Here is a 14,958-nt window from a genome sequence, read left to right on the forward strand (position 1 = left end):
TCTTCCTGATGATGCCGGCTGCAGGAAGAAGCGCGATGGATTTCCCTATGCTGTTGTTGTTGCTCGGTGGCGCCGCATTGCTGGCGCTGGGGGGCGAGTTGCTGGTGCGCGGTTCGGTCGCGCTGGCGGCGCGGCTGGGCGTCTCGCCGCTGCTCGCGGGCCTGACCATCGTCGCATTCGGCACGTCTGCGCCCGAACTGGTGACGAGCGTGATCGCGGCGCTCGCGGGATCGCCCGATATCGCCATCGGCAATGTCGTCGGGTCGAACATGGCCAATATCCTGTTGATCGTCGGCGCCACGGCATTGCTGATGCCGATCGCCGTCGACCGCCTCGCCTATCGCCGCGATGCGTTCATGCTGGTCGTCGCGACCGGCGCCACCGTCGCTGTCATGGTGTCGCTGGGCCGGGTCGATCGCCTGATCGGCGCGGGATTCCTGGCATTGCTCGCGGTGCACATCCTCTGGGCCTATTTCGGCGAGCGTCGCCGAACCGCCACGCCGCCGGACTCGGGCGAAGCAGCCACTGCTGCGCCCGATTATGCGGTCGTGCCGGCGTTGCTGCTTGCGATTCTGGGCATGGCGGCGACCGTCGGCGGCGCGCGGCTGCTCGTCGATGGCGCGATCGAACTGGCGCGCGAATTCGGCATGTCCGAGGCCGTGATCGGCCTCACCATCGTCGCGGTCGGCACTTCGCTGCCCGAACTGGTGACGTCGGTCGTGGCTGCGCTGCGCAAACATTCCGAAGTGGCGCTGGGCAATGTCATCGGATCCAGCCTGTTCAATCTGCTCGGCATTCTGGGCGTCACGGCATTGGTTCAGCCCCTGTCGGTGCCCGCCAGCATGATTCGCTTCGACGGCTGGGCGCTTGCCGCCGCGACATTGCTGCTCGTCGCGCTGTTGCTGCTGGTGCGGCGCATCGGGCGCAAGATCGGGCTGGCGATGTTGCTGGCCTATGCCGGCTATATCGCGCTGCTTTCGCAGATATAGCGGGCGGCGGGCGCAATTGCGGCCCGGCGACACACGGTAAAACCGGTGTTGACGCGCCCATGCCCCAGCCGGTAATTACCCGCTCCGGGCGGTCCGGCTGGGCCGCCCTTTTTCGTTTGTTTGAAGGTTTCGTTTTTCACACGCAATTGGAGGAGCAGTTCCGATGTCTATCACCGCACTCATGCCCGTTTACCCACGGTGCGATGTGCGTCCGGTGCGAGGCGAGGGCTGCTATCTGATCGGTGAGCGAGGCGAACGCTATCTCGATTTCGCCGCCGGTATCGCCGTCAATGCGCTGGGCCATGGCCATCCGCATCTGACCAGGGCGATTCAGGATCAGGCCGCGACGCTGATGCACGTTTCCAATCTCTACGGTTCGCCGCAGGGAGAGAAGCTGGCGCAGCGGATCGTCGACAACAGCTTTGCCGACACGGTGTTCTTCACCAATTCGGGCGCCGAAGCGGTCGAGTGCGCGATCAAGACCGCGCGCCGCTATCACTATGCGAGCGGCAATCCGCAAAAGCACACGCTGATCACCTTCCACAACGCCTTTCACGGGCGGACGATGGGATCGATTTCGGCGACCAACCAGCCCAAGATGCGCGAAGGGTTCGAGCCGCTCGCGCCGGGCTTCAAATATGCGCCGTTCGACGATCTCGAAGCCGCGCTCGAGCTGATCGACGAGAACACGGCGGGATTCCTGGTCGAGCCGGTGCAGGGCGAGGGCGGTATCCGCCCGGCCAGCCCTGAATTCCTTCAGGGCCTGCGCAAGGCGTGCGATGAAAAGGGGCTGCTGCTCGTTCTGGACGAGGTTCAGTGCGGCTATGGCCGGACCGGCACCTATTTCGCCTATGAACAATATGGCATCGAGCCGGATATCCTGGCGTCGGCCAAGGGCATTGGCGGCGGCTTTCCGTTCGGCGCATGCCTCGCGACCGAGGAAGCGGCCAAGGGCATGGTGTTCGGCACCCACGGCTCCACCTATGGCGGCAATCCGCTCGCCATGGCGGCGGGTCAGGCGATCCTCGACGTGATGCTCGAACCGGGTTTCTTCGAGCATGTCCGCACGATGGGCGACCGGCTGCGCAATGCGCTCGAGCAGATGATCCCCAATCACGACAGCCTGTTCGACAGCGTGCGCGGCATGGGGCTGATGCTCGGCATCAAGCTGAAAGACCCGGCGGTCAGCCGCGATTTCGTGGCGCATGCGCGCGACAATCACGGACTGTTGCTGGTTGCGGCGGGCGAGAATGTCGTCCGCGTCCTGCCGCCACTGGTGATCGAGGACAGTCATGTGTCCGAGTGCGTCCAGAAACTCAGCGAAGCCGCGCGGAGCTATACGCCGCCCAGCGGCGATTGAACCCAACTCCTCCCCGCTCGCGGGGAGGGGGACCAGCCAGCGGCTGGTGGAGGGGGCGAGCCATAAACGCAGCGCATGTGGAGAACTCCCTCCACCATGCTGCGCATGGTCCCCCTCCCCGTGCCGGGGAGAAATTAGATGAGACATTTTCTCGACCTGTCCGATGCCGGCAGCGAAGCCATCGCCGCGATGCTTGCCGATGCCGCGAGCCGCAAGGCGGCACGCAAGGGGCTGCCCAAGGGCCAGCCCGATCCCGACGCACCGCTTGCCGGCCGCACGCTGGCGATGGTGTTCGAAAAAAACTCGACGCGCACTCGAGTCAGCTTTGACATGGCGATCCGCCAGCTGGGCGGCAGCGCGGTGATCCTCGATGCCGGGACCAGCCAGCTTGGTCGCGGGGAAACCATCGCCGATACCGCGCGCGTGCTGTCGGGCTATTGCGACGCGATCATGGTGCGTACCGACGATCATGCCAAGATCGAGGAAATGGCGCATTATGCCAGCGTGCCGGTGATCAACGGCCTGACCGATCATTCGCACCCGTGCCAGATCATGGCCGACATGCAGGCAGTGATCGAGGCGGGCAAGCCGCTCGACGGGCTCAAATGGACCTGGCTGGGCGACGGCAACAATGTCCTGCATTCGATTGTCGAAGCGGGCGGGCTGATGGGCTTCGATGTCGTCGCCTGCTGCCCCGAAGGCTATGATCCCTCGCCCGAGGTGATGCGTGCCGCAGGAAACCGTGCGTCGCTGAGCCGCGATCCGGTCGCTGCGGTCGCCGGAGCCGATGTCATCGTCACCGATACCTGGATTTCGATGGGACAGGCGCATGCCGAGGAAAAGCTCGCGGCGATGATGCCCTATCAGGTGACCGAGGCGCTGATGGCGCAGGCGAAGTCCGACGCGATCTTCCTCCATTGCCTGCCCGCGCATCGCGGCGAGGAAGTGGTTGCCGAAGTGATCGACGGCCCGCAAAGCCGGATCTGGCCGGAGGCGGAAAACCGCGTCCATGCCCAGAAATCGGTGCTGCGCTGGTGCTTCGGCCAGATCGGGTAAGTTGTTTCGGCCTCAGGGCATCCTATCTGTTGCCCTGAACCGATATTTCCCGTTCGCGCCGAGCCTGTCGAAGCGCTGTACTTCTTTCCGGGCAGAAGGAGGACGGACGGGGCTTCGACAAGCTCAGCCCGAATGGTCTTTCTATGCGTGACACCGTTGCTACTCCCGATCTCGACCGCGCGATCGGCTTCACCATCCCGGCCCGCCATGCGCGCGGGCGCCTCGTCCGGCTCGGCCCCGTGGTCGACCAGATTCTGGCGGCACATGCCTATCCCCCCGCGATCGAACGATTGCTGGGGGAGGCGCTGACGCTGACTGCATTGCTCGGCTCGACGCTGAAGGATGCCGGCGGCCAGCTGACCATGCAGGCGCAGACCGAGCGCGGCATCGTCAAGCTGCTGGTGTGCGATTATCAGGGCGGCGCGCTGCGCGGCTATGTCCAGTTCGATGCTGACCGGCTGGCGACGCTCGGGGCGAATCCGTCGCTGTTCGCGATGTTCAACCAGGGCTATCTCGCGATCACCTTTGACCAGGCGACGACCGGCGAACGCTATCAGGGCATCGTTCCGCTGGAAGGCGAATCCTTTTCCGACGCAGCCGAACAATATTTCGTGCAGTCGGAACAGATCCCGACGCTGATCCGCGTGGGAACGCGGCGCGATGCCGATGGAAAGCTGATTGCCGGGGGGCTGTTCCTCCAGCATCTTCCCGATGGCGAGGAAGGTGGCGAACGGCTGCATTCGCGCGACGATCACCCCGAATGGGAACATGTGTCGACGCTGGGCGGGACGATGGGCAGCGACGAACTTGCCGATCCCGAACTGACGCTCGAAACGCTGATCTGGCGGTTGTTCAACGAAGAACGCGAAGTGCGCGCGCTCAGCAGTGTCGCGCTCTCGCGTGGTTGCCGGTGCGACACCGCGCATATTCGTCAGGTTTTGGCGAAATTTCCGGTCGAGGAGCGCGAAGCGATGGCCGATGATTCCGGTTTGATTACCGTAGATTGCGCCTTTTGTGCGCGCGGCTTTCCCGTTTCGCTCACGGAACTTGCGTCAGAAGAGTTGTAAGTTGCTGCAGTGCACACGATATTCCTGTTGTTATGACTCATGACCGCCCCTTGCCGGGAAGCTCCCAGGCACAATCGCCCCGGCGCCGGACCGGCACGGTGGCGGTAGCGCTGGCGTCGGTCGTCGGATTGTTCGCGATGGCGGTCGACCCGGCGGTTTCCACTGCCAGCGATTACGAAGTATCCGCTTCGTCGCAGGCCGGTGGCCAGTCGCTGGCTGCGCTTGCGACGCTCGAAAAGGGGCAGTGGCGCCTGCGCGAACGCAACAGCAACGCAACGCGCGATATCTGCGTCACCAATCCGGCGGCGCTTGTGCAACTGCGGCACAGCAACGCGCAATGTTCGCATTTCGTGATCGAAAATACCGCCAATCAGGCGACCGTCCATTATACCTGCCCCGGGCATGGCCATGGCCGGACGACCATTTCGGTCGAAACGCCTCGGCTGATCCAGCTGCAGACGCAGGGCGTGATCGACGGCGCACCCTTTTCGAGCGAATTCGAAGGTCGCCGTACCGGCAATTGCCGATAGGCGCGAACGGGCTGACGCTTTGGTAACCATTTGGTCGGATAGTGACGGCATGCGTTCCCTTTCGGTGCGCGTTCCTCCTGGCAGGGTTTATCCCCGCGACCTTGGGCCGTTCTTCCGGACGGCCCTTTTTCTGAAGGTCGATGGCGCGGTGGGTAGACGCGGCCGGAAAAACCGTTAGCGCTTGCAATATGACTGACGCCGGAACCTATGCCGTGGTCCTCCTTTCCGGAGGGCTCGATTCGATGGTGTCCGCCGCGCGCGCGCGCGAGGACGGCCATCGCCTGCTCGCGCTTTCGATCGATTATAATCAGCGGCATCAGGTCGAACTCGCCGCCGCGCGCCGGATCGCCAGTGCGTTGGGGGCGGAGCGGCATGTCGTCCTGCCGATCGACTTGCGCGCGTTCGGTGGATCGGCACTGACGGATTCGATCGACGTGCCCAAGACCGGTGTCGGCGCCGATATTCCGGTCACCTATGTCCCCGCGCGCAATATGATTTTCCTCAGCCTCGCGCTCGGCTGGGCAGAGGCGGTGGGCGCGCGCGACATCTATATCGGTGTCAACGCGCTCGATTATTCGGGCTATCCCGATTGCCGCCCTGAATTCATCGACGGTTTCGAAAAGCTCGCCGAACTGGCGACCAAGGCCGGGGTGGAAGGCGAAGCCTTTCGCATCCGTGCGCCGCTTCAGCACATGACCAAGGCGCAGATCGCGGCCGAGGCGGTACGGCTGGGGCTCGATGCGGGGATCAGCTGGTCCTGCTATGACCCCGCGCCGGGCGGCGTGCATTGCGGCAAATGCGATAGCTGCCGGTTGCGTGCCAAGGGATATGCGGAGGCGGGGATTCCCGATCCTACCGTCTATGCCGTTCCCGCCTGAGGGCGACGCCATGGGTTACGCCGTCAAGGAAATGTTCCTGACGCTTCAGGGCGAAGGCGCCAATGCCGGTGCACGTGCGGTGTTCGTGCGCTTTGCCGGCTGCAACCTCTGGTCGGGCCGTGAAGCCGATCGTGCCACGGCGATCTGTCGTTTCTGCGATACCGATTTCGTGGGGATGGACGGCATCGGTGGCGGGCGCTTCGCCGATGCGCAGGCGCTGGCTGCCGCTGCTGCGGGCCATTGGGGGCCGGATCGCGAGGCGCGTTTTGCCGTGCTGACCGGCGGCGAGCCGATGTTGCAGGTCGACGACGCTCTGGTCGATGCGCTGCATGCCGAGGGCTTCCGCATCGCGATCGAAACCAACGGCACCTTGCCCGTCCATCGCGGCATCGACTGGATCTGCGTCAGTCCCAAGGCAGGCAGCGACGTCGTCCAGCGCGACGGCGACGAACTCAAGCTCGTCTGGCCGCAGGCCGGGATCGATCCCGAGGAACTCGAACGATGGGATTTCGGGCTGCGGCTGGTTCAGCCGATGGACGATGCCGCCGCCGATGCCAATCTGGCCGCAGCCATTGCCTTTGCAATGGAACGCCCGGGCTGGCGCCTGACGCTGCAGACGCACAAGCTGCTCGGCCTGCGCTGAACGCCGGGCGTCCCGGTCAGCGCCACGGCCTCTCCATCAGAAGTTGCCGCAGCGATCCCAGCGATAGGTGTGGCCGCGCCGCCAGCAGCGTTCGTCGGTGAAGGGCGGGAAGGGGGGCAGGCTGATGCTGGGATTGATGCGTTCGGGCGTGAATGCCTGATCGCCCACCGGGATCAGGCTGTTGCGCAATTCGCGCATCCGGTCATGCGCAAGGTCGCCCAGCTTGCCGCGCGGCGTGAACACTGCCTGATGCCCGATCGAGGCAGCGGTCTGACAGAAGTTCAGCTGCGCCGAAACGGTCGAAAAACCCGAATAGACACGCGTGCCGAAGCGATCGAACTCGGTCTGCCCCTCGCGCCGGTTGGGCGCCACGCGAATGAAATATTTCTGCAGCGTCGCATAGGAGTCGGCAAGCTCCTGGCGATGGTCCCGCAACAGCGCGACATAATTGGCGTGGGTCAGAAGCGTCGGTTCGAAATAGCATTGCAGCGCGGCGACATTCAGCGCCGAGCGCAGATTCCAGACCAAGGCGGCACGCAGTTCCTCGGGCGTGGCTTCGGGCAGGTCGGAACCGACGATACCCGGCTCTGCACCGGTCACGCGCGCGCCGGTCAGATCGGCCGAACGAAAGAAAAACTGCGCGGACGCAGGCGCGGAAGCAAAGATTCCCGCCGCCAGGCCAATAGCGATCACGATACGCCGAACAGACATGCCAACCCCATGAACCACAACATGATATAAACGCTGGTCTGCTGGTTACGGGCTTTTGAGTCCGGCCCCAAGTCCTTTTTCGACGCGGCCTGCGGCGGCGCGACAATCTGGCGCGGCGTTGCGCCAAAGCGACGATTGCCCCAAAAAGAAACGGCCGCCCGGTTGCCCGGACGGCCCTTTCCATCACGACAGACGCGATGAATTACATCATGTTGCCGTCGGTCATGTTGTCCATCATGTTGCCTTCGACCACGCCGTTGGCAGCATCGGCACCGGTGACCATGTCGTCTTCGGCACCCATGTTTTCGATCGGCGTAACTTCAGTCGAATTGTCGACAACAGCGGTCGTCTTGCTGTTGCAGGCCGAGACCGTGAGCGCCGCACCGGCGATCATCGTGGCCGCGACGGCCTTGGAGAGAATTGCACGCATGTAAAGCTCCCTAGATAATGGGTCTGGAGGCGTTCAGCCATAATCACCCAAACCGCGATGGACATTAGTCGCTTCGCACTTCCCCCTCAAGAGTGGTTTTTTCGCGAAGCGGGTCGAGCGAATCCAAAAATGGCAAAAATGCGGCAAAAAGGGCGGAATCAAGCTCTTTCGCAGTATGGAATTTTTTCAGCTTTGCAGCGCTCGTTACTGGAAAATCCGCGATTCCACACGGAATAATGCCCCCGAAATCGTTCAGATCGGGGTCGAGGTTCAGCGCGAATCCATGCAGCGTGACCCATTGGCGAATGCGTACGCCGATCGCGCCGATCTTCGCTTCCTCGCCGCCGTCGCGCGTCCAGATGCCGATCCGGTCGGGCACGGCGAAGGCGTCGATGCCCAGCCGCTTCAGTGCCGCGATCACCCAGTCTTCGAGTGCGTGGACATATCCGCGTACGTCGCGGCGGCGCTTGCGCAGGTCGAGGATCAGATAGCCGATCCGCTGGCCCGGGCCGTGATAGGTATAGCGTCCGCCGCGCCCGCTCTGGACGACCGGGAAGCGCGGATCGATCAGTTCCGCCGGGTCCGCGCTGGTGCCTGCGGTATAGACCGGCGGGTGTTCGAGCAGCCAGACGAGCTCGCGCGCTTCGCCGCGCACCACCGCTGCCGCGCGCGCCTCCATTTGCGCCAGCGCGGCTTCATAGGGAACGGGATCGGCCGACACCCGCCATTCGATATCGCGAACAACTGCTTCCATCGCCGCGTGAATTGGCCCCGCTGCGCAGGTTTCGCAAGCATTGGCTTTCAGGGCCATCACGGTTAACAACCCAGCACCGGAATCAACGAGGCAGACCCCCACATGGTCAGAATGAGCGCCGTCTGGGATCGCACGGCGGAGTTTTTGAGCGACAATCTGACGCTGATCGTGCCGGTGGCCGTGATCGCCTTTTTCGTTCCCGCCTCGATCGAGGGGAGCCTGCCGAACGGCGCGCAGGTTCAGGGCGCGCTGGCGATCCTGCTTCCGCTGGTGAGCCTGTTTTTCGCAGTGGTATCGCTGTGGGGGGCGCTGACCGTCGTCGTCATGGCCGCCAATCCGGCCGAGATTCAGGGGGCGGGCGGGGTGGCCCGCGATCGCCTGATTCCCGCACTGATCGTCTGGGTCGCGCTGTTCGCGCTGCTCATCCTGTTGCTCTTGCCGGTGCCGCTGGCGCTGACGCTGAACGGCTATGATGTCGCTGCGCTGGCGCGGATGGAGGATGTGCATCTGACCGCCGCGATCGCATGGCCGATCGCCATCTACTGGTTTCTTGTCGCGGCGGTATCGCTGTGGGCGGCGGCGCGGTGCATCCTCGTTTCGCCGTTGATCGTGTTGGAAAAGCGCATGTTCGATGCGATTCCCCAGTCGATCCGGATGACGCGCGGCCGGACATGGCAGATTATCGGGGTGATGCTGCTCTTCGCGCTGGTGGCGATTGTTTCGATGCTTGCCGCGCGCGCGGTGTTCGGTTCGATCTTTCAGCTGATTGCCGGGGGCGATCCCGGCCCGATCACGCTGGCGGGCGTGCTGACATCGGTCACGGTGGCGGCGGTGCAGACTGCGTTTTCGGTGATCTGGCCTGCGTTTGCCGCCAAACTCTATCTTGCATTGACTTCGGCGGCGTCGCGCGAACAACAGGCGACGTGACCAACGATTTTTCCGCGATATTCGGCGATGCACGCGCGCTTTGGCGTGCGAATCGCGACCTGCTGATCCGTGTGGGCGGGGTGTTCCTGTTCCTGCCGGCATTTGCCATGCAGCTTTTTCTGCCGCCGCAGGAGATGAAGGACGTCACTTTCGAACAGGCGTTCGAAGCGACTGTCCAATGGGCCGTCGCCAATGCCCATTGGCTGTTGCTCGACAGGCTGGTCTCGCTGTTCGGGCTGGTGACGCTCCTGATGCTGCTGCTCGCGCGCGCCGAATCGACGCTGGGCGAAACGATGCGCCATGCGCTGCGGCGGTTCCCGGCATTTGTCCTGCTGTGGCTGCTGGTTTCGATGCTGACGACGCTTGGCGCGATGGCGTTCATCGTGCCTGGTCTCTATCTGGCCGGGCGCACGTTCCTGATCGGCGCGGCGCTGATCGCCGAGCCCGAACGTGGCCCGGCAGCGGCGTTTTCGGCCGGGATCGAAGTGAGCCGCGGGCGCGGGTGGATGCTGTTCCTGATCGCCGCGATCGTGTGGCTGGTGGCCCTGGTTGCCACGGGCCTTGCAGGGGACCTTGGCCGGGCATTCGACACGCTTGGCGGGCCGATCTTCGGCGGTGCGGTCGGCTCCGCGCTGTCGTCGGTCGTCTCTACGGCGGCGGCAATCGCAATGGTGCTGCTGCAGGTGGCGGCCTATCGCCGGCTGGCTGCGCCCAGGCAGGGGATCTGAGGCGCCGAATCGCCCGGCAGCGCGCCGATCAGCCGGGGATCGGTAAAGGTCTCCACCGTGCGGCTGATCGGGGTGAACCCGAATCTGCGGTAAAATCCCAGCGCCGACGGGTGGTCGAGCGTGCAGGTGTGCACCCATAGCCGCGATATGCCGGCGCGCCATCCAAGCGCCAGCGCCTGACGCATCAGCCAGCCGCCCTGACCCTTTCCGGTCCATTCGGGGACCAGCCCGACAAAGCCGAGTTCGCATTGCCCCGGTTCGCGGAAATCGAGTTCGAGCATGCCGACTTCGACTCGGTTGCGGTCGACCACGGCATAGATATGGACCGAATCATCGTCGAGGATCGCGCGCAACGCCACTTCGTCCATCACCAGCCGCGAGAACCACAGCCAGGGCGCGCCGACCCTGCGGAACAACGTGCGGTATCTGGCGCTGTCGGGACGTTCCCATCGCACCAGCTGGAGCGGCGAGGGCGGAACCGGCGCGGGGCGCGGGCGCCCGGTCATCTCCAGCGTCGTCACGATCGTCGCGACATGATCGTCGGGGACGGGCGTCAGCGCCATGTCAGGTCCAGGTGGCGAGCGGCGGCAGGCTCATCAGGATCGCATCGATATTGCCGCCGGTCTTGAGCCCGAACAATGTGCCGCGATCATAGACGAGGTTGAATTCGGCATAGCGGCCCCGCCATTCGAGCTGCTGCGCGCGATCGGCTTCGGTGAAATCCATCCCCATGCGACGGCGTACGATCCGCGGGAAGACGTTCAGAAACGCGCGGCCGACATCCTGGGTAAAGGCGAAATCGGCGTCCCAGTCGCCGTCGAGATGGTCATAGAAAATCCCGCCGACGCCGCGATGCACCTTGCGGTGGGGGATATAGAAATACTCGTCTGCCCATTGTTTGAAGCGCGGATAATGTTCGGGATCATGGGCATCGCACGCTTGCTTGAGCGCGGCGTGAAATTCCTCGGTATCCTCCGCATAGGGGAGCGGCGGGTTGAGATCGGCGCCGCCGCCGAACCAGCTTTTGGTGGTCACCAGATGGCGCGTGTTCATGTGCACGGCCGGGACGTGCGGATTGGCCATATGCGCGACGAGGCTGATTCCGGTGGCGAAGAATTTGGGATCCTCCCCCGCTCCGTGGATCGTCTTGGCGAAATCGCCCTCGAACGTGCCCGAAACGGTCGAGACATTCACCCCGACCTTTTCGAACACCTTGCCCTTCATCAGCCCGCGCACGCCGCCGCCGCCCGGCTCGCCCGAGGGATCGATGCGATCCCAGGGCAGATATTCGAACGAAGCGTCCGAACCGGCTTCGCGCTCGATTGCTTCGAATTCGGCGCAAATCCGGTCGCGGAGCGATTCGAACCAGCTACGGGCGGTGTTCTTCTGTTCGTCGGGCAGCATGGACTGGCACCTAATGGGGCGGGGCGGGGCTGTCGAGCGGGCGCGCCGACGGTCAGCCGGCGACGGGCCAGCCATCGGTCTGGCGCAGCGCTTCGGCCGTGGCGATCCCGACCGATACCGAGATGTTGAGTGAGCGCATCCCCGCGCGCATCGGTATCAGCACCCGCGCGTCGGCGCGCTCATGCACGGCTTCGGGCACGCCTGCCGACTCGGAGCCGAACAGCAATATGTCGTCAGAATGGAGCTTCGCCTGCGGCAGCGGCGTCGCGCCGCGCGTTGTGAACAGGACGATTCGGGTATCGGCAGTCGCGCAAAAAGCGTCCCAGTCGGCATGGCGCCGGACGGTGACGTTGCGAACATAATCCATGCCGGCGCGCGCCAGCGCCCGCTCGCTCCACGCAAAGCCCATGGGCTCGATCAGGTCGACATCGGCGCCGAAACACGCGGCGGTGCGCAGAATGGCGCCGACGTTTCCGGCGATGTCGGGTTCGAAAAGCGCGATACGCATGATCGCGCTTCGTTGCCCCACTACACGCGCCATCGCAATCCGCCTGTCGGCACCGACGCGACCGGATCGTAACGCAGATGCAAAAATGCCTGTTGGCAAATCGGTGTCCCGGCGTCTATCAGGCCGCCAGCCACCGGGGGCATCCGGGGGGCTGGGCGGGGCATATCGCCCGACGTCCGGGTCCGGGTCGCGTGTTCGCGCGAAAGAATATGAAGTGCAAAGGCTGACGCATGGCAACGCTTGATCAAGCTGTTCCACCTGAAGGGGCCGCCGGTCCCGAAGGCGAATCGCTCGAAAATCCCCGTCGTCGCGACTGGCTCCAATACGCTGCCGTTTCATTCGGCGCGGTCGGAGCGGGCGTGGTGGTACTTCCGCTCATCAATTCGATGAATCCTTCGGCTGACGTGCTTGCACAGTCGACCACCGAAGTGGATCTGTCGGCGATCGAGCCGGGCCAGGCGATCAAGGCGACGTTCCGCAAACAGCCGCTGTTCGTCCGCAACCTGACCCAGAAGGAAATCGACGAGGCGAACGCAGTGCCGCTCAGCGCGCTGCGCGATCCGCAGACATTGGCCGAGCGCACCAAGGAAGGCCATGAAAACTGGCTGATCACGCTGGGCGTGTGCACGCATCTGGGCTGTGTTCCGCTCGGCGCGGGCGAAGGCGAAAATCGTGGTCCGTTCGGCGGTTATTTCTGCCCGTGCCATGGTTCGGCCTATGATACTGCGGCGCGTATCCGTCAGGGGCCGGCGCCGAGCAATCTGGTGGTTCCGGACTATGAATTCACGTCGGACACGACGGTAACGGTGGGTTGAGGTAAGGCGAAATGAGCTTCCCCTGGGCAAAGCAATATGCGCCGAAGCATCCGGTCATGCAGTGGATCGACGAGAAACTGCCGCTGCCGCGCTTCGTCTATAACGCGATCGGCTCCGGTTATCCGGTTCCGCGCAACCTCAATTATTTCTGGAACTTCGGGGTCCTTTCCGGGGTCGCGCTGGTGTGCCAGATCGTCACCGGCGTCATCCTGGCGATGCACTTTCATTCCAGCGCCGCCGGAGCGTTCGAATCGGTCAACGGCACGATCATGCGCGACGTCAATGCGGGCTGGTTCCTGCGTTTCGCGCACGCCAACGGCGCTTCGATGTTCTTCATCGTGGTCTATACGCATATCGCGCGCGGGCTTTATTACGGGTCGTACAAGGCGCCACGCGAAATGGTGTGGCTGCTCGGCGTCGTGATCTTCCTGCTGCTGATGGCGACGGCCTTCATGGGCTATGTGCTTCCCTGGGGTCAGATGAGCTTCTGGGGCGCGCAGGTGATTACCGGCTTCTTCTCGGCGATCCCGGTCGTCGGCGACTGGATCCGCATCTGGCTGCTCGGCGGCTATGCGCCGGACGACGCCGCGCTCAACCGCTTCTTCTCGCTCCACTATCTGCTGCCGTTCGTGATCGCAGCGGTCGTGATCCTGCACATCTGGGCGCTGCATATCCCGGGTTCGTCGAATCCGACCGGCGTCGAAGTGAAGGACGAGCAGGATACGGTGCCGTTCCACCCCTATTACACGGCCAAGGACGGCCTGGGGCTGGTGGTGTTCCTCATCGTCTTCGCGCTGCTGATCTTCTTCGCGCCCGACATGCTGGGTCACCCGGACAATTATATTCCGGCCAACCCGCTTTCGACTCCGGCGCATATCGTGCCCGAATGGTATTTCCTGCCCTTCTACGCGATCCTGAAGTCGTTCACTTTCGACCTGATCCTTCCGGCGAAGCTGTGGGGCGTGCTGGCGATGTTCGGTTCGATCCTGCTGATGTTCTTCCTGCCGTGGCTCGACAAGTCGCCGGTGCGGTCGGGCAGCTATCGTCCGATGTATCGCATCTTCTTCTGGATCATGATCGTCGACGTGTTCGTGCTCGGCTATGTCGGCGGCGCGGAACCGATCGCACGCAACGTGATCCTGGGGCAGATCGCGTCGATGTATTATTTCGCGCACTTCCTGATCATCGTGCCGATCGTATCGCGGCTGGAGCGGCCCAAGCCGTTGCCCAATTCGATCACCGAGGCGGTGCTCGCCAAGGGCAAGAGCGGCGAAACCGCGGTCAGCGCGTAAGGGGGATTAGAAGAACATGTCTGCGCTGTTCGTAAAATCGATCAAGTTCCTCATCGGAGGTGCTTTCGTCGTCGCGCTCTTCCTGGCGCTGTGGACCACCGTCGCCGGGATGATCAATGAACCGGCGGCGGAAACCGCGGCCGAGGAGTTTCATCTCAAGCCCGAACATCTGGCGCTTCAGTCCGACGGGCCGTTCGGCACGTTTGACGAGCAGCAGGTGCAGCGCGGCTTTCAGGTGTACAAGGAAGTCTGCGCCGCGTGTCACTCGCTTAGCCTCGTGTCGTTCCGCGAGCTGGAAGGCATCGGCTATACCGAGGCGCAGGTGAAGGCGATCGCGACGGGCTGGACAACGCCGCAGCCGACGTTCGACCCCAAGACGGGCGATCGTGGCGAGCGCCCGAACACGCCGGCCGACCGCTTCCCGCATGTCTATTATCCGGGTCAGGGTTCGCCGCCCGACCTGTCGCTGATCGCCAAGGCGCGTGAAGGCGGCGCGAGCTACATCCACGCGCTGCTGACGGGATATCAGGCACAGCCTGCCGAGCTGCTCGAGAAATTCCCGGATGCCAAGACGCCGGAGGGGCTGCACTACAACCCCTATTTCGCGAACCTCAATCTCGCCATGCCGGCGCCGCTGACCAGCGAAGGACAGGTTCAGTATCTCGACGGCACCCGCGCGACGGTCGATCAGATGTCGAAGGACGTTTCGGCCTTCCTCGTCTGGACTGCCGAACCCACGCTGGAAAAACGCCACGCGGTGGGCTTTGCGACGATCCTCTTCCTGATCGCGCTGCTCTTCCTGACCTTCGGTGCCTATCGGTCGGTCTGGGCCGGCGTTAAGCACTAAGTCGATCAAGACCCGGCGC

Annotated in this window: 18 protein-coding genes; 12 read left to right on the forward strand and 6 right to left on the reverse strand. The window is 63.8% G+C overall.

The window, feature by feature from the left end; genetic code table 11:
• Positions 1-35: 35 nt before the first annotated feature.
• From DKB74_RS12835 to queE, 7 genes are all read left to right on the forward strand, one after another.
• Positions 36-989, forward strand: coding sequence for a calcium/sodium antiporter (locus DKB74_RS12835; protein WP_205007879.1), 954 nt, complete (start codon positions 36-38; stop codon positions 987-989).
• A gap of 163 nt (positions 990-1,152) precedes the next feature.
• The gene (locus DKB74_RS12840; RefSeq protein ID WP_109808554.1) at positions 1,153-2,349 is read left to right on the forward strand and encodes an aspartate aminotransferase family protein; all 1,197 of its coding nucleotides are present in this window, start codon (positions 1,153-1,155) and stop codon (positions 2,347-2,349) included.
• A gap of 138 nt (positions 2,350-2,487) precedes the next feature.
• Positions 2,488-3,405 carry an ornithine carbamoyltransferase gene (argF, locus tag DKB74_RS12845; protein WP_109808555.1) on the forward strand — a complete coding sequence of 306 codons (918 nt, stop codon included), beginning with the start codon at positions 2,488-2,490 and terminating at the stop codon, positions 3,403-3,405.
• A gap of 143 nt (positions 3,406-3,548) precedes the next feature.
• Complete coding sequence (gene hslO, locus DKB74_RS12850) at positions 3,549-4,472, forward strand: Hsp33 family molecular chaperone HslO (RefSeq protein ID WP_109808556.1); 924 nt, start codon at positions 3,549-3,551, stop codon at positions 4,470-4,472.
• A gap of 32 nt (positions 4,473-4,504) precedes the next feature.
• Positions 4,505-5,002, forward strand: a complete 498-nt coding sequence (locus DKB74_RS12855) for a DUF3617 domain-containing protein (protein ID WP_239987505.1) — start codon at positions 4,505-4,507, stop codon at positions 5,000-5,002.
• 188 nt (positions 5,003-5,190) lie between these two features.
• The gene (queC, locus tag DKB74_RS12860; RefSeq protein ID WP_109808557.1) at positions 5,191-5,880 is read left to right on the forward strand and encodes a 7-cyano-7-deazaguanine synthase QueC; all 690 of its coding nucleotides are present in this window, start codon (positions 5,191-5,193) and stop codon (positions 5,878-5,880) included.
• 10 nt (positions 5,881-5,890) lie between these two features.
• Positions 5,891-6,523, forward strand: coding sequence for a 7-carboxy-7-deazaguanine synthase (gene queE, locus DKB74_RS12865; protein WP_109808816.1), 633 nt, complete (start codon positions 5,891-5,893; stop codon positions 6,521-6,523).
• Between the two features lie 36 nt (positions 6,524-6,559).
• Here the strand turns inward: queE and DKB74_RS12870 are convergent, their stop codons facing one another.
• The 3 genes from DKB74_RS12870 to lipB all read right to left on the reverse strand — a co-directional run bounded on the left by DKB74_RS12870 (position 6,560) and on the right by lipB (position 8,418).
• Complete coding sequence (locus DKB74_RS12870) at positions 6,560-7,234, reverse strand: hypothetical protein (protein ID WP_109808558.1); 675 nt, start codon at positions 7,232-7,234, stop codon at positions 6,560-6,562.
• 202 nt (positions 7,235-7,436) lie between these two features.
• Positions 7,437-7,664, reverse strand: coding sequence for a hypothetical protein (locus DKB74_RS12875; RefSeq protein WP_109808559.1), 228 nt, complete (start codon positions 7,662-7,664; stop codon positions 7,437-7,439).
• Positions 7,665-7,728: 64 nt separating this feature from the next.
• Positions 7,729-8,418 carry a lipoyl(octanoyl) transferase LipB gene (gene lipB / locus DKB74_RS12880; RefSeq protein ID WP_109808560.1) on the reverse strand — a complete coding sequence of 230 codons (690 nt, stop codon included), beginning with the start codon at positions 8,416-8,418 and terminating at the stop codon, positions 7,729-7,731.
• Between the two features lie 144 nt (positions 8,419-8,562).
• On the opposite strand from lipB, the gene DKB74_RS12885 reads away from it, so the two are divergent.
• Both DKB74_RS12885 and DKB74_RS12890 read left to right on the forward strand, forming a co-directional pair.
• Entirely contained in the window at positions 8,563-9,345 is a 783-nt protein-coding gene (locus DKB74_RS12885; RefSeq protein WP_145960995.1) for a glycerophosphoryl diester phosphodiesterase membrane domain-containing protein, read from the forward strand.
• Entirely contained in the window at positions 9,342-10,073 is a 732-nt protein-coding gene (locus DKB74_RS12890; RefSeq protein WP_109808562.1) for a hypothetical protein, read from the forward strand. Before DKB74_RS12885 ends, DKB74_RS12890 begins: the two co-directional genes overlap by 4 nt.
• On the opposite strand, the gene DKB74_RS12895 is transcribed toward DKB74_RS12890, so the two are convergent.
• Genes DKB74_RS12895 through DKB74_RS12905 form a run of 3 tightly spaced genes read right to left on the reverse strand, consistent with a single transcriptional unit; the run spans position 10,037 to position 11,985 of the window.
• Entirely contained in the window at positions 10,037-10,636 is a 600-nt protein-coding gene (locus tag DKB74_RS12895) for a GNAT family N-acetyltransferase (protein ID WP_109808563.1), read from the reverse strand. The two genes, DKB74_RS12890 and DKB74_RS12895, sit on opposite strands and share 37 nt — an antisense overlap.
• Position 10,637: 1 nt before the next feature.
• Positions 10,638-11,477 (reverse strand): oxygen-dependent coproporphyrinogen oxidase, encoded by an 840-nt coding sequence (gene hemF, locus DKB74_RS12900; RefSeq protein ID WP_109808564.1) that lies wholly within the window; start codon positions 11,475-11,477, stop codon positions 10,638-10,640.
• A 52-nt stretch (positions 11,478-11,529) separates the two neighbouring features.
• A complete protein-coding gene (locus DKB74_RS12905) occupies positions 11,530-11,985 on the reverse strand; it encodes a tRNA (cytidine(34)-2'-O)-methyltransferase (protein WP_109808565.1) in 456 nt (151 codons plus the stop codon).
• A gap of 230 nt (positions 11,986-12,215) precedes the next feature.
• On the opposite strand from DKB74_RS12905, the gene petA reads away from it, so the two are divergent.
• The 3 genes from petA to DKB74_RS12920 are packed head-to-tail and all read left to right on the forward strand — an operon-like array spanning position 12,216 to position 14,939.
• Entirely contained in the window at positions 12,216-12,800 is a 585-nt protein-coding gene (petA, locus tag DKB74_RS12910; protein ID WP_109808566.1) for a ubiquinol-cytochrome c reductase iron-sulfur subunit, read from the forward strand.
• A gap of 11 nt (positions 12,801-12,811) precedes the next feature.
• Entirely contained in the window at positions 12,812-14,092 is a 1,281-nt protein-coding gene (locus tag DKB74_RS12915) for a cytochrome b (RefSeq protein WP_109808567.1), read from the forward strand.
• 16 nt (positions 14,093-14,108) lie between these two features.
• Positions 14,109-14,939, forward strand: a complete 831-nt coding sequence (locus DKB74_RS12920) for a cytochrome c1 (protein ID WP_109808568.1) — start codon at positions 14,109-14,111, stop codon at positions 14,937-14,939.
• Positions 14,940-14,958 lie beyond the last annotated feature (19 nt).

Origin of the sequence: Stakelama portus (genome assembly GCF_003171655.1) — a bacterium.
In the GTDB taxonomy this organism is placed as follows: domain Bacteria; phylum Pseudomonadota; class Alphaproteobacteria; order Sphingomonadales; family Sphingomonadaceae; genus Sphingomonas; species Sphingomonas portus.